This window comes from Thermogemmatispora argillosa, assembly GCF_059696725.1.
Genome location: NZ_AP019377.1, coordinates 3,994,342 through 4,007,600, shown reverse-complemented (window position 1 = coordinate 4,007,600; position 13,259 = coordinate 3,994,342). Strand labels below are relative to the sequence as shown.

10 protein-coding genes are annotated in these 13,259 nt (G+C 60.7%); all 10 read left to right on the top strand.

What is annotated here, in order from left to right:
- The first annotated feature begins 215 nt into the window (after positions 1-215).
- The 10 genes from AC6H1L_RS15585 (at position 216) to AC6H1L_RS15540 (ending at position 13,251) form a co-directional block, all read left to right on the top strand.
- Positions 216-1,058 (top strand): NAD(+)/NADH kinase, encoded by an 843-nt coding sequence (locus AC6H1L_RS15585; protein WP_497598405.1) that lies wholly within the window; start codon positions 216-218, stop codon positions 1,056-1,058.
- 166 nt (positions 1,059-1,224) lie between these two features.
- Positions 1,225-3,210 carry a DNA repair protein RecN gene (gene recN / locus AC6H1L_RS15580; RefSeq protein ID WP_497598404.1) on the top strand — a complete coding sequence of 662 codons (1,986 nt, stop codon included), beginning with the start codon at positions 1,225-1,227 and terminating at the stop codon, positions 3,208-3,210.
- A 142-nt stretch (positions 3,211-3,352) separates the two neighbouring features.
- Complete coding sequence (locus AC6H1L_RS15575; RefSeq protein ID WP_497598403.1) at positions 3,353-4,444, top strand: NAD(P)/FAD-dependent oxidoreductase; 1,092 nt, start codon at positions 3,353-3,355, stop codon at positions 4,442-4,444.
- 303 nt (positions 4,445-4,747) lie between these two features.
- Positions 4,748-4,978: a hypothetical protein gene (locus AC6H1L_RS15570; protein WP_497598402.1), complete on the top strand. Its 231-nt coding sequence runs from the start codon at positions 4,748-4,750 to the stop codon at positions 4,976-4,978.
- A gap of 39 nt (positions 4,979-5,017) precedes the next feature.
- Positions 5,018-5,488: a GNAT family N-acetyltransferase gene (locus AC6H1L_RS15565; RefSeq protein ID WP_497598401.1), complete on the top strand. Its 471-nt coding sequence runs from the start codon at positions 5,018-5,020 to the stop codon at positions 5,486-5,488.
- Between the two features lie 358 nt (positions 5,489-5,846).
- Positions 5,847-7,499: a hypothetical protein gene (locus AC6H1L_RS15560; RefSeq protein ID WP_497598400.1), complete on the top strand. Its 1,653-nt coding sequence runs from the start codon at positions 5,847-5,849 to the stop codon at positions 7,497-7,499.
- A gap of 165 nt (positions 7,500-7,664) precedes the next feature.
- On the top strand, positions 7,665-10,013 hold the full coding sequence (locus AC6H1L_RS15555) for a tetratricopeptide repeat protein (RefSeq protein WP_497598399.1): 2,349 nt from the start codon (positions 7,665-7,667) through the stop codon (positions 10,011-10,013).
- Complete coding sequence (locus AC6H1L_RS15550) at positions 10,010-11,383, top strand: class I SAM-dependent RNA methyltransferase (RefSeq protein WP_497598398.1); 1,374 nt, start codon at positions 10,010-10,012, stop codon at positions 11,381-11,383. Before AC6H1L_RS15555 ends, AC6H1L_RS15550 begins: the two co-directional genes overlap by 4 nt.
- Positions 11,380-12,141 carry a Maf family protein gene (locus AC6H1L_RS15545; RefSeq protein WP_497598397.1) on the top strand — a complete coding sequence of 254 codons (762 nt, stop codon included), beginning with the start codon at positions 11,380-11,382 and terminating at the stop codon, positions 12,139-12,141. The genes AC6H1L_RS15550 and AC6H1L_RS15545 overlap by 4 nt, the downstream gene beginning before the upstream one ends.
- Positions 12,142-12,210: 69 nt before the next feature.
- Positions 12,211-13,251, top strand: coding sequence for a mechanosensitive ion channel family protein (locus AC6H1L_RS15540; RefSeq protein WP_497598396.1), 1,041 nt, complete (start codon positions 12,211-12,213; stop codon positions 13,249-13,251).
- The last annotated feature ends 8 nt before the right edge of the window (positions 13,252-13,259 follow it).

The window sequence follows — 13,259 nt, the reverse complement described above, 5'->3', positions numbered from 1 at the left end:
AATTTGTCCGTTTGTGCTCAAGCGGCTCAGGAGGGGGTTTTTGCCCCTCCGAGCCTGGCTGCATTACGGTTGACAAGCCTATCTAGATGACGTACCATTACCTTGTCAAAAGGCAGTGGAGACGGCAGACAAGCGCGCTTTCTTCGTCAGACCTGCCCGAGCGACCGCGATCGAGTCCGCTCGATTGCGATCGACCGGACTGACTGGAGCCACCTGTGAAGGTCATTGCCATATTCTACCAGGGCCGCAAACAGCACACTGCAGAGGCTGCAGCCCAGATTGAGCCGTTTCTGCGCCGCCGCGGCTACGAGGTCCGTAGTGTCGATATCCGCGAGGAGGGAGAGGAAACCCCCGAAGGCTTATTGCAAGGCTGCGAGCTGGTTATCGTGCTGGGCGGCGATGGGACTATTTTGCACGCCGCGCGCCTCTGTGCCGCCGATGGTATTCCCATCGTCGGGGTGAAGTACGGGCGCGTCGGCTTTCTGACGGAACTGGAACCCCGCGATCTTCCCTACGAGCTTGTACACTATCTAGAGAAAGATGATTCCGTCTGGGTGGATACGCGCACGATGCTCACAGCCACCCTGGACCAGGAAGGACAGAGCGAAACGTTTCTGGCGCTGAATGACATTGTGATCGCGCGCGGCACTTGGCCCCGCGTGGTGCAGGTAGGTATCTGGATCGACGATCATTTTTATAGTACGACCTATGCCGACGGGGTGATTGTCTCGACGGCTACCGGCTCAACAGCCTATAATTTGGCCGTCGGCGGACCCCTGCTTCATCCGCAGGTGCAGAGTATGGTCCTGACGCCAATCGCCCCCCACCTGGCTTCTGATCGTTCGCTGATTCTTCACCCCGATGCCTGCGTGCGCCTGCAAATCGTGACCGGCTCGCAAAGCGGTGTCTTCTCTGCCGATGGTCAATTGAACCGCGAGGTGCGCAATGGCGCTATGGTCACTGTTCAGAAAAGCCGCTATGAGACCCGCTTTCTGCGACGCCGACCGCCAACCTACTTTTACCAGATCATCAATGCGAAGCTGAGAGATGACGAGTAGGATCGCTCGTACGCTCACTCGCTTATCCTCTGATGCCAGGCGCGCGCTCGCCCGCACTCCCTTTAGCAACGGGTGCCAGGTGGCAGCCCGGCTGCCGGTCCGATCCACCGGCCCGCTGTTGCCTCCCGCCTTATTCATCCGTTGAGAAAGTTGCCTGTGCAGTGCCATGTTGCTTGAACTGAATATTAAGGATTTCGCTATCATCGACAATCTGCATCTCACCTTCCATCGGCTCTTCAACGTTTTCACCGGTGAGACAGGGGCAGGCAAATCCATTATCATTGACGCCGTCAGCGCCCTGTTGGGAGGAAAGATCGGTGCAGAGTATGTGCGCGCCGGCTGCGAGCGCGCCAGCGTCGAGGGCGTCTTTTCGCTGGAGACGCTGCTGCCACCTGACAGCAATGGCTTCCAGAGTCTGGCTCGCACGGCAGAGGAGGAAGAAGAGGCCGCCCCCGGCGATACGCTCTATGCAGCCATAGAGCAGGCTGAGAGCCGCCGCCTGGAACGCCTGCGCACCGATCTCGCCAGCGCGGATGCTCGCCTGGCCCTCGCTAGCTTGCTCCAGGAGTATGGCCTCCAACCCGAGGATGGGACGCTGATCCTTTCCCGCGACATTTTCCGCTCGGGACGCACGGTTTCACGTATCAACGGACGGGCCGTCTCTCAGCACGTGCTGCAGCAGGTGGCCAGTTGGCTGATCGATATCCACGGCCAGAGCGAGCATTTGAGTCTGCTGCGCCCGGAGCAGCATGTCAACTTTCTGGATCGCTACGCCGAGTTGCTGCCATTGCGCGAGCAGTTGGCGGCCCGCGTCAGTGAGTGGCGTACGGTGCGTAAGAATCTGCAGCAGTTGCAGCAGACCGAGCGCGATGAGAGCCGCCGCGCCGAGTTCCTGCGCTTTGAAATCGAGGAAATCGAGAAGGCTGAGCTACAGCCCGGCGAGATCGAGGAGCTGGAGCGCGAACGGAAGGTCCTGAGTAATGCGGAGCGTATGCGCGAGCTATGTGCCCTGGTCTATGGGGCGATTAAAGGCTCCGATCTGGTCGGCGATTTTACGCAGTCGGCTCTTGATCTACTGCGCAGCGCCTCCCGCGCTCTCAATGAGCTGGCGCGCTTCGATAAGAGCCTTGCTGAGCAGGAGGCCAATCTAGAGGAGGCCATCTATCGCCTGGAGGATGTGGCTGCCGCGATCAGCAGCTATGAGGCCGATATCGAGGATGATCCAGCACGCCTGGCCGAAATTGAAGAGCGTCTCGATCTGATCGCTCGCCTGAAACGGAAGTATGGTGCTACCATCGAAGAGATTCTCAGGCGCGCTGAGGAGGATCGTCAGGAGCTTGATCGTATCGTGAATCGCGAGGAGCATATTCGACGACTGGAGCAAAAGGATCAAGAGCTGCGCCGCGAGATCGGGCGCATCGCGCAAGAGCTGTCGGAGCGCCGCCGCGCCGCCGCCGCTCGCCTGGCAAGCGCGATGGAAGAACAGCTTGATGATTTGAACATGAAGCGGGCTCGCTTCGCAGTCGAGATTCTCCAGGAGCCTGACCCCGATGGCGTGCCGGCCAGTATTGATGGTCAGCCCGAGACGCTTTATGCCTGCGACGCTACAGGCATCGATCGCGTGCAGTTCTTGATCGCTCCGAATCCGGGCGAGCCGCTGAAGCCTCTGACAAAAATCGCTTCGGGCGGCGAGACTTCCCGCCTGATGCTGGCTTTGAAGACGATCCTGGCCAGGGCTGATGCTACGCCAACGTTGATTTTCGACGAGATCGATTCAGGCATTAGTGGACGTAGCGGTCAGGTGGTGGCAGAAAAGCTGTGGATGTTGACCCGCAACCACCAGGTGATCTGCGTTACCCATCTGCCGCAGATCGCAGCTTTTGCCGACCTGCATTTCAATGTCAATAAGCAGGTCCTGGGCGAGCGCACGATTACAATCGTGAATGAGTTGCGCCCCGAGCAACGGGTACGGGAGATTGCTCATATTATGGGCGGCACCGTTAGCGAGTTTTCCCTGAAGAGCGCCGAGGAACTGCTGGCACGCTCTCAGCTCTGGAAAGAGAATTGGCTGCGTCAGATCGAAAGCCAGGCCGCGGGGCAGGCCGATGATCAGGCAGCGACCCGCAATACTTCTCAGGCCCAGGCTCGTTAAATGGATGAGGCGAGCAACTGGACAGCACTACGGTTGAGGTTGTGCTAGCGTGGGGCTCAGCTCGCCGAAGAGGCACAACGCTGATGAGCGGTCCGTCGCTGGAAAGGGTTGCCGGAAGAAAGCCGGCACTTATCTTCAAGATATGCAGAACGAGCCGGAGAGAACGAGAGAGCTAGAGAGAGCCAGACAGGCCGAGGTGGCTGTGATCGGCGCAGGCGTCTCGGGCCTGGCTGCGGCCCATGTGCTACGTGATCACGGTCTGTCAGTGGTAATCTACGAGCGAGAGGAGCATGTAGGAGGTCGGGCCACGACGCGTGTGCGCTCGGGGTTTTGTTTTGATCCGGGCGCCCAGTATATTCACGGCCAGGCGCCCGCTAGCGACAGATTGCTGCTGCAGCGCTTCGCCACCCCCGAGCTGGTTGCCATCGCCAAGCCAGTTTGGACCTTCGATTGCCAGAACCACATTCGCGAAGGTGATCCTCGCCAGAATTCCATACCGCGCTGGACCTATCGACGTGGCCTGCTGACCCTGGCTGAGCTGATGGCGCGCGGGCTGCCGCTCTACACAGGCAGTGAGATCGCGCGCTGCGCTTATCTGGGTCGGGGCTGGCGCCTCTTCTCCGCTACGGGGGAGGTCGTCGCCGAGGCTTCTCAGCTGCTGGTGACAGCCCCTGCACCGCAGGCCGCCGCTTTGATCGCTGCCAGTGAGCTACCACGCCCTCTGCAGCAAACGCTGCTCACCGAGCTGGGCCACGCCCGCTATCGTCCCATACTGTCGCTGGCCCTGGCCTGGCCTCGGAGCTTGCTCCCGCCTACGCCCTACTATGCCCTCGTCAATAGCGATAAAGCTCACCCCATTTCCTGGCTGGCACGCGAGGAGGAGAAGAGTCCCGCGCGTGTCCCTCCCGAGTGGACATTACTCATTGTTCAACTTGCCCCAGACTACAGCCGCGCCCATTGGTCATGGGATGACCAGGCCTTGGCCGAAAGGACCACTGCCCTGGTCTCTGATCTGCTGGGGCAACGACTGCCAGCCCCGGACTTCTACGACGTTCAGCGCTGGCCCCTGGCACTCCCCGAGCCTGCAACCTTGCTGGATACAGAGGCTGTGCATAGCGCGAGCGCTCCTTACGGGCTTTTCTTCAGTGGCGATGCTTTCACCGGCGGACGAGTGCATCTGGCCCTGGCACAGGGCCAAGAGAGCGCTCTACGCCTGCTGGCTTGTCGTCGTTAGTCCATCCTTTTCTGCGGTCCGGCTCTTTGGCAACTGGCTGGCACCGCCCTGGACGGATATGCTACAATACTAGCGAGTATTGGCCATATACTGGCGGTGCATGTGCCCACTCTGAGACGCTAGCAGCAATAAGGGGCACCGGTCCGTAAGGTAGCAACCCCAGAGTGCACAGGACTTTTTTCTGAGACCGGTTTGTACCCGTCTGCGCCCGCCCCGCCTGCTCCTGTAACATTGGGGCAACGGCCACGGCCAGGCGACGACAAGCACCCAGTCAGTACTACCTGACGTGAGGAACGTAAGACGATGAGCAAGACGCTTCTCAGCACAGTGTTGCTGTTTCTCGTATTTGCGGCCTTTCTCTGGTGGGGCCTTTGGCAACTGGCGAATCGCACAAGCACAGAAGATGTTATCTATGCACTGATGCTCTTGGGCTGCGCAGGCTATGCTCTGGTTTCTATTCTGTTACTGCCGCGCAAGAAGACAGGAGATGAGCAGGAGCGGCAGAGCGGGAAGGCCAGGCAGACCCAGCGCTAGCCAGGCCGTGAGAGCAATGCTGGTGCGCATAGGTAACCTATGGTAGAGGAGCGCGCCCTTTCCTTTGTGATTCGCCTGGCCCGCGCCGAGGACATCGAGAGCATCGAATACTTGGACCGCTTCGGCACCTCGCCCACACGCAATATCCATCGCGAGTTAGAGAAGTATTTTGGCTCGGTTGATCCCTCAACCCACGAGCGCGGCCTGATTTTTCTCGGGGAGCTGGAAGGGCGGGCAGTGGCCAAGGCTGAGCTGATGCTGCCGCCTGCCGATGGGAGCGAAGGGAGCCGCACCGGCTATATTCGCCGGGTGGTAGTGCTTCCAGAGTATCGCCAGCGGGGTCTGGCTCGCCGGCTGCTTCAGTATATCATTGACTTTGCCCGTCACCAGGAGCAGCTAGAGGCGCTTGATTTGCATGTCTGGGAAGAGAATAAGCCGGCCATTCGTCTCTATGAGTCGCTCGGCTTTCAGCTGCAGCACCGAGAGCTGTATTATCGTCTTCCCCTCTAGTCTGACTTGTCCCCCTGTTCTCTGCTAGCTTCCATACAGATGACGGTTGGCCCACTGGCGCATCTCTGCAAGACAATATGGCTTCCGCAGCCCCACGCCAATTTGTGACGCCCGGCTCTTCCTCTTCGTTGTAAGACTCAGGTTGGGGAAACAAGAGAGAAAGCCCTGCCCCGCCTGCTCTCTGGCCGCCCCGGCCTCAATCGTGCGATTGGATGGCCAGCGCGCCAGGCCCGAGAGCTGAGAGCAGACCAGGCCGTCTCCCACAGGTTCCCGGTGCCGGTTGGGTAGTGGTCCTGTCATACGCACGAGTATACAACAGGCTTGCCTTACAACAGTATCAGGAGGGAAGTGGAACGCTATGGTGCAGCCATCCCTACTGCCCCCGTCCCTGGAGGCGTGCGAGCAGCAGGCCACGCAGGCCACCACCACAGCCAGACGCAGCTGGTTACGCTTCTTCTTTACCGAGGATCAAAGCCCCGACAATTACATGGTCCGCGCCCTGCAGGAGCGCGCCGTTTGGATCGGCCTCGCCCTCATCCTGCAAGCGCTCAATGAGATTGATCATCGTCTCTATATGCCTTATCTGCTCCCCTACGGCTCGCTCATTCCTTTGGGGTTAATTTTGGGGAGCTTTGCCGCCATGCTGATGGCTTTGCGCCCACTACCGCGCCGGCCACAGCAGCGACTATTGCATCAGCCTTTCCCGCGCCGCTGGCAGCGTATCGCGCTGATTCTGATCTTGTTGACGAGCCTGGTCGGAGTGGTAGAGCTGGGCCGCGGCATTGCGCTGTGTTTTCTCCCCCCTGAATTTACTAACGACGGGACGACGCTGGACACCAATGCGGCTGCTCTTCTGCTCGCGGGACGTAACCCCTACAGCGATTCGAATTTTGTGAGCATTGCGCGCACCTTCGCGATCCAACCTGAGTGGACCACTCCCCTGCGTCAGGGCCGCTTTGCTAACCGCCTGGACTATCCCTCGGATGCTGAGCTTGAGGCCGCTTTCTCCGCCGCGCTCAAAACTGGTCAAGCTCCTGAGTTTGAAGGCAAGGTCAGCTATCCCGCGCTCTCTTTCTTGACCCTTGTTCCTTTTGTGCTCCTTCATTCTCCTTTACGCGATGTGAATGTGCTCCCTCTGTATTTATTGAGCTATCTGCTGATTGTCGCCATCGCCTGGCGTGTAGCTCGCCAGGAGCTGCGCCCCTGGGTCTTGCTCTTGGGTCTGGCTAATGTCCCCATGTGGGCTTCGACGACGGGCGCCAATCTTGATATTTTTTGCTGCCTGCTGCTGCTGTTGGCCTGGCTGCTGCGTGAGCGTGGTTGGCTCTCAGCGCTTTTGCTGGGCCTGGCCATCGCTACCAAGCAACCTGCCTGGTTCTCGACTCCCTTCTATCTGATCATGGTCTGGCGCCTCTATCAGCCTTGGGAGGCCGTGAAGCGCCTGGGGATCGCAGCTTTGACGGCTCTGGCGGTGAATCTTCCCTTTATTGTTTGGAATCCTGGCGCCTTTGTGGCCGGTGTGCTGGCTCCCCTCAACGATCCGATGTTCCCCTTGGGGGTCGGTATTATTAATCTGAGCGCCACGCATCTAATCCCCTATCTCCCTGAAAAGGTTTATCTGGCGCTTGAGCTGACAGCGATGGCTGCGGCCCTGGTCTGGTACTGGCAGATCTGCCGCTCACGTCCAGAGGCGGCCTTCTTCCTGGCCGTGGTGCCTCTCTTCTTTGCCTGGCGCAGCCTCTCGTCTTACTTCTACTGCGCGGCATTTCCTCTCTTTGTGCTGCAGGTGGCGCGCCTGCGGCGCAGGGCAGCCGCGCGGGGACGCGAGCATCGCCCTATCCAGCGCTCCGGCTCCGGCGAGTCTTTCTCTGTGTTAGGTGAGCAGAGGCCTCTCCCCGCTCTGAGTGGACGGGCTGCTTTGCAGCCCGCAGGCACCGGCCCAGGAGTGTTAGCGAGCCTGCCCGCCGTCGAGACGTTCTCAGCTCTGCCGTTGCAGCGGCAGACGGGCTAGCCAGGCCGGGCCGGTCTGACACCGCCCGCAGCCTAGCTGCGGGCTAGCCTGTCTGGCTGTCAGTCAGTAGCTGAGGTCTCGACGCTGCCCTCCCGGACGTGATACAATCCTCCCAACAGAGATAGAGGTATGTCGCCGCGAGGGGAGGAGCAGAACACTACTCATATGGCACGTAAGAAAGATATCGCCGGCCCTGTGTCGGCAGAGGATCAGGCCCGCCTTCAGGACCTGCTCGTACAGGTCCCCGGTCTGGTCGAGCGGCTCCGCAGCAGTCGGAGTCAGCAGGAGGTAGAGGCCGCTCTAGCTCCTATTACTTCCGCGCCTGCCAGCGTTCAGCTTGCTCTGCTACGGGAGCTGGCCCAGACTTCACAGGCCGCTGCGGAAACAGGGCTACTCCAGGAGCAGAGGCCAGAGGCGTTTTCATCAGCCGGCGGGGCGCGCTGGAGCGGGCAGGACGCCGCCGATCTCCTGCAGGCACTCTACCATTACAGCCCTGAGAAGGAGTGTCGGAAGGAGGCCAGACGCTCGCTAATTCGCCTGGAAGGGGCCCGCATTTATCCTCAATGGCAACCGCCGCGCGAACAGCCGACGGCTTTTCAGTCCCATCCTCCGCGCTTCTGGAAGGGGCTGGTCTCTCAGACACGCGAACAGGGCGAAGTCCAGCTTCTTCTTTGTTGGGAAGAGGGCTACGACTACGATGAGGCGCGCTTGATCGCCCTCTCGCTGGATTTCTGGCAGCAGGGGGTACGCGATTGCCAGGTAGAGCGCGCCAGCAAACGCCGTGTTGAGTCACGCCTCCATGAGCTAACTGCTCGTCTGGAGGAAGCTCGCTTTTGTGAGTGTACGCTAGCTGAGGGACGTCGCTTGCTGGAAGAGGCGCTGGCAGTTAGTCGCTGGCGCAAGCAGGAGCTACCCGAAGGCTATCGCTACCATTGGCCATTGATCCGTCAGCTGATTCTGGAGGCCTCCGAGGCTGAGGCTGGCGAGGATCGTGGCCAGACTTTCATTCAGCCAACCCTGGACCCGGAAGAGCTGGTTTTGACCTTTATCGGCGCCTGGTCACTGGGCGACTTCGGGCTGGCCTATGATCTGCTGACAGCGCAGAGTCCCTTGCGTGAGGGATTAAGCCGCGATGAGTGGGTGGAACGCCGCCGCGCCTGGGCCAATGAGGCCCAACCTGCTCGTCTGACGGTCAGTTTTGTGGCCGAGAGCGAGCAACCACAAAGCGGCCTCTGGCTGCCAGGCAGTACGCTCTCTAGCCGCGGCCCGCGCAAGCTGGTCGAGATCGGCTGGTCGCTTGAGTTGAGCGAGACCCCTCTGAGTGGCACTTTGCCGGAGATGGCGATGGGCACGGCGGTGAATAAGGAGACGGGCCGCCACTGGTTTTGGACAAGCTACACGCTCTTGCGCCAGGAAGAGGCCTGGCGCATTCATACAATGACCGATGAGGGGGCGCGCGCCCAGGGACTGCCCATCCCTGAGCTGCAACAGCGCATTAAGGAGCACGACGATCGTGTCCGCGAGATTTCAGCCCAGCAGCGCGAGGCTCTCCTGAAGAGCATCTCGTTGCTGGATCGTCCTGATCCGCAGGTGCTGCTTGAGGAGGTCACACGCCGTCTAACGCAGGCCATGCACTATGACGATGCCCTGATGGTGCGCCTCTCGCTTGATCAGCAGGTGGTCGAGAATGCTTATAACCATGCCGCCGCGCTGCGCAATGGTGAGCGGGCGATGGTCTATCTGGAGCGCCTCGCCCAGCGCTTTCCGGGCCGGCGCGCCGATGCCTTGCGGGAGTTGGCCATGACCGAGGATAGCCTGGCCACTCTTTTCGAGCAGCAGGGATTGAAGGAGCGTCGTCAGCGCTTCGACGAGCTGGCTGAGCAACATCTGCAGGAGTCCCTGTCTTTGCGCCCGACGGCGCTCGGCTACGCATTGCTGGCGCAGATGAAACTCCAACATAGGGCAACCCCTCTACCACCGCCAGAGGTCTTGCAAGAGGCCGAAGCGCTGCTGGCTCAGGCGCGGGACCTTAACCCGAATCGCGCCGAGGAGACCATTATCGAGGCTGCCCTAGGAACGATCGCCAGTGCACGCGGTGACCAGCCGCAGGCGCTGCAGCACTATGAGCGGGCCGCCTCGCTCAGTCCCGACTATCCAGGCATCTGGCTGGCTCTGAGTCATACCCAGCGCGCGCTTGGTCGACGGGCCGAGGCGCGCGAGAGCTTGCAGCGGGCTCTGCGCTACAACCCTGCCGATTTGCAGGCGTATAGCGAGCTGGTTGATCTGGCCATCGAGGAACGGCGCTTTGAGGAGGCCCAGACGGCGCTGGAGGAAGGTTTGAAGCAGCTTCCTCAGTCGGCCCATCTGCGCGCGCTTCTGGCAATGGTCCTTGCCGAGCAGGGGGAGCTGCGTCAGGCTCAGCGCTTCCTGGAAGAGGCCGAGCGCCTCGATCGGCGTCTGCCCAGTGTACAGGCGGCACGTGAGATGTTGAATGAGCGCAGGAAACAGCGATGATGGAGGGAGAGCGTTCGCTGACCTACCATACGGTAACTCTGGGACCGCTGACACGCTCCGGTTTGGCTCAGGCAGAGATTCCGGTCGCGGATACGAGGAGCGAGCCAGGCGAGACGGCCATTGGTCAGTCGCGAGTGGTGGAGGTGCCCGCCGGCCTGCCCGGCGAGCGCGTGACTATCGCCGTTGAAGAGCTGGCCCCCTCCAAGCGGCCGCGGCGGGCGCGGCGGCAGTTGCCACCGCGCGTTTGGATTAGCGCGATTCATGAGGCTTCTCCTCTGCGGGTGCCCGCGCCATGCCCGGTCTTTGGCACCTGTGGCGGCTGTCAGCTACAGCATATGCGCTACGATGCTCAGCTTGTCTGGAAACGTGAGGTGGTCATTGCCTGGCTGCAGGAGATCGGCGGCTTTGCTGCCTCAGAGCTAGATGAGATCGTGCGCCCGACCGAACCCTGTGACGTGCCCTGGCACTATCGCAATCACATGCGCTTCTCCGTCAATCGCGAGGGACAACCGGGGTTAACCGCGCGCGGGAGTCATCGCGTGTTGCCGCTGAGCACCTGCCCAATCGCCCATGAGCAGATCAATGCTGTCCTGGGAGTGCTGGCGCGCCACACCAATCCGCGCCCTCAGGTCCTGGTTCGCTGTGGTACAGCAACCGGTCAGGTGCTCATTCAGCCGGCACCGGCGCCAGAGGTCGCCGAGGAGTTAAGCCAGGCTGGCATCGAGGTCCATACCGAGGCTATTGAGGAGCGCCTCGCTGGAGAAACCTTCCGCATTCGCCCCAGCTCGTTTTTCCAGACGAACACGGCTCAGGCCGAAAAGATGGCGCGCCTGGTCATTGAGGGCCTGCTTCAGGAGAGGAGCGCTCTCAGCGCTGGCACTACCCGCCATGAGCACCGCCAGTCGTCTCCGGCCCTTACTCTGCCGGAACGCCGACCGGTTCTTGCCGATGCCTACTGCGGCGTGGGCACCTTTGCCCTGCTTCTGGCGCGCTATGCAGCGAAGGTCTACGCCATTGAGGAATCGCCGAGCGCCATTCAAGATGCCCAATGGAACCTGCGCTATGTCAGCAATGTCGAGATCTTGAAAGGGAAGGTGGAGCATTTGCTGCCGACGCTGGCAGGCCAGCTTGATGGCCTGGTACTTGACCCACCACGGGCCGGCTGCCAAGAGGTGGTGCTCGAGGCGCTGCACCAGCATCCGGTGACGAGAATCGTCTATGTCTCCTGCGATCCATCAACGTTGGCGCGTGATCTCCAACTACTCTGCCGGCGCCAGACCACTTATCGGCTGCTCTCAGTTCAGCCGCTGGATATGTTCCCTCAGACCAGCCACATTGAATGTGTCGCGATCCTGGAGAGGCAGGCATGAACGACAGGGGCTGTGAAGGGAGACAGCGGTTACCAGTCGTGCTGCTGGCATCGGCTTCGCCGCGCCGGCGCCAATTGATGGCTCAGCTGGGCCTGCCTTTCAAAACGGCAGTCCCTCCGCTTGACGAGGAGCAGCTTGAGAGCGGCTACACTGGCCCGGCAGAGGAACTTGGGCGTTGGCTGGCCGAACGCAAGGCCGAGGCCGCCCTGACGCTCCCCGAAGCCGCTGGCTGCCTCGTTGTCACCGCTGACACAACGGTCATCCTCGACGGGGTCTCACAGGGGAAACCACATGATGCCGACCACGCCCGCGCAATCTTGCGACGGCTGCGCGGGCGCTGGCACCAGGTCATCACAGGGGTCGCGCTGGCAGTCCCCAGCCAGGGTCAGGAGGCCAGTGAGAGCGGGGCCGCAGGCGAGGAGCAGCGGTCAGCAGTGATCAGAAGTGGCCAGTGTGTGACGCCGGTGCTGATGCGCTCCTATAGCGATGAGGAGATTGAGGCCTATATTGCCAGCGGTGACCCACTCGATAAGGCTGGCGCCTATGGCATTCAGAATCCAGATTTCCAGCTACCCGAACGCATCGCCGGCTGTTACCTGAATGTGGTCGGCTTTCCACTCTGCACGCTGAGCGCACTCCTGCAGGCCAGTGGCCTGACACTGCCAGCCCCGCCGACAGCGCAGGCCAGGCCTCAGCCGGGCCACCTCTGCCCCTGGTCGGAGCGCTGCCTGCTGCAACCAGGGAAGAGTATGATATAATTTGCGACGAAGTAATACACATCACACGCTCGTTTCAGGGCAGGTAAGGAGCCGGACGCGGGTTGTGCAATGGGAATCCAGGTGCAACAGCTAATCTACTCGATCCTGACTCTCCTGATCGCGGGAGCGGCGGGCTTTTTTTTACGTCGCCTGCTGGTGGAGCGCCTACGCAGGACCGTGCTGGATGACTGGCTGGTCGAGACACTGGGCGTGATGGTCATTTTGCTGATGCTGGCGCTTGGCGTGGTCGTGGTCATTAGCATCTGGAGCATTAGCAATGTCCAGCAACTATGGCACGGTATTGCCAGCAATTTGGCGATTGAGAAGCTGGCCAACTACATGGGGGATGTCTGGACTGTCATTCTGAGCGCCTTCATTCTGGTGCTCGGGATCGGCGTCGGTCGAACGGTCAGCAAGATTACGATCCGCAACCTGGCGGAAAACCGCATCGACATCAACACGCGGACGCTGATCGGGCGCATGCTGAGCTTTGTGGTGCTGGGCATCGCCATCTTTTGGATTTTGGCCCTCTGGCATCTTTCGATCGAAACGCCCCTGGCTATTTTGGGCACCATTGCGGTGACCTTTACTTTTGCCATCCAGGATATTTTGAAAGACCTGGTCGCGGGCTTCTATATTCTGGTCGAGCGCCCTTTTCACATCGGCGATGAGATCAGCATCGAGGGCGGCACCGCCGGTACTCTCACCGGGCGCGTGGAGGATGTGCAGCTCCGTGCCACCAAGGTGCGCCTGGTCAGTGGCGAGGAAGTGACGATCCCAAATGCTCGTATTTTTAGCACGACGGTCATTAACAACACCTTTTATGGCGAACGCCGCGTCACCTTGACCATAACGCTGCCCCAGGAGCAGTACGATCGCGAGCAGACGCCCGCACGCATTCTGAGCATCCTGCGCGAGATTGATGAGATTATCCCCAAGCCGGAGCCAGTGGCCACTATCAGTGGCTATACACGCGAGGCGGTGACCTTGACGGTTCGTTTCTGGATCGTGCACGGCCAGAGCGGCGTGATCGCGGACGCGCTCCATGCCCTGCGCAGTGCCTTTGCTGAGGCGGAGCTAACGGTCAAGGAATCTGCCGGTGCCATTTAGGAGCTCAG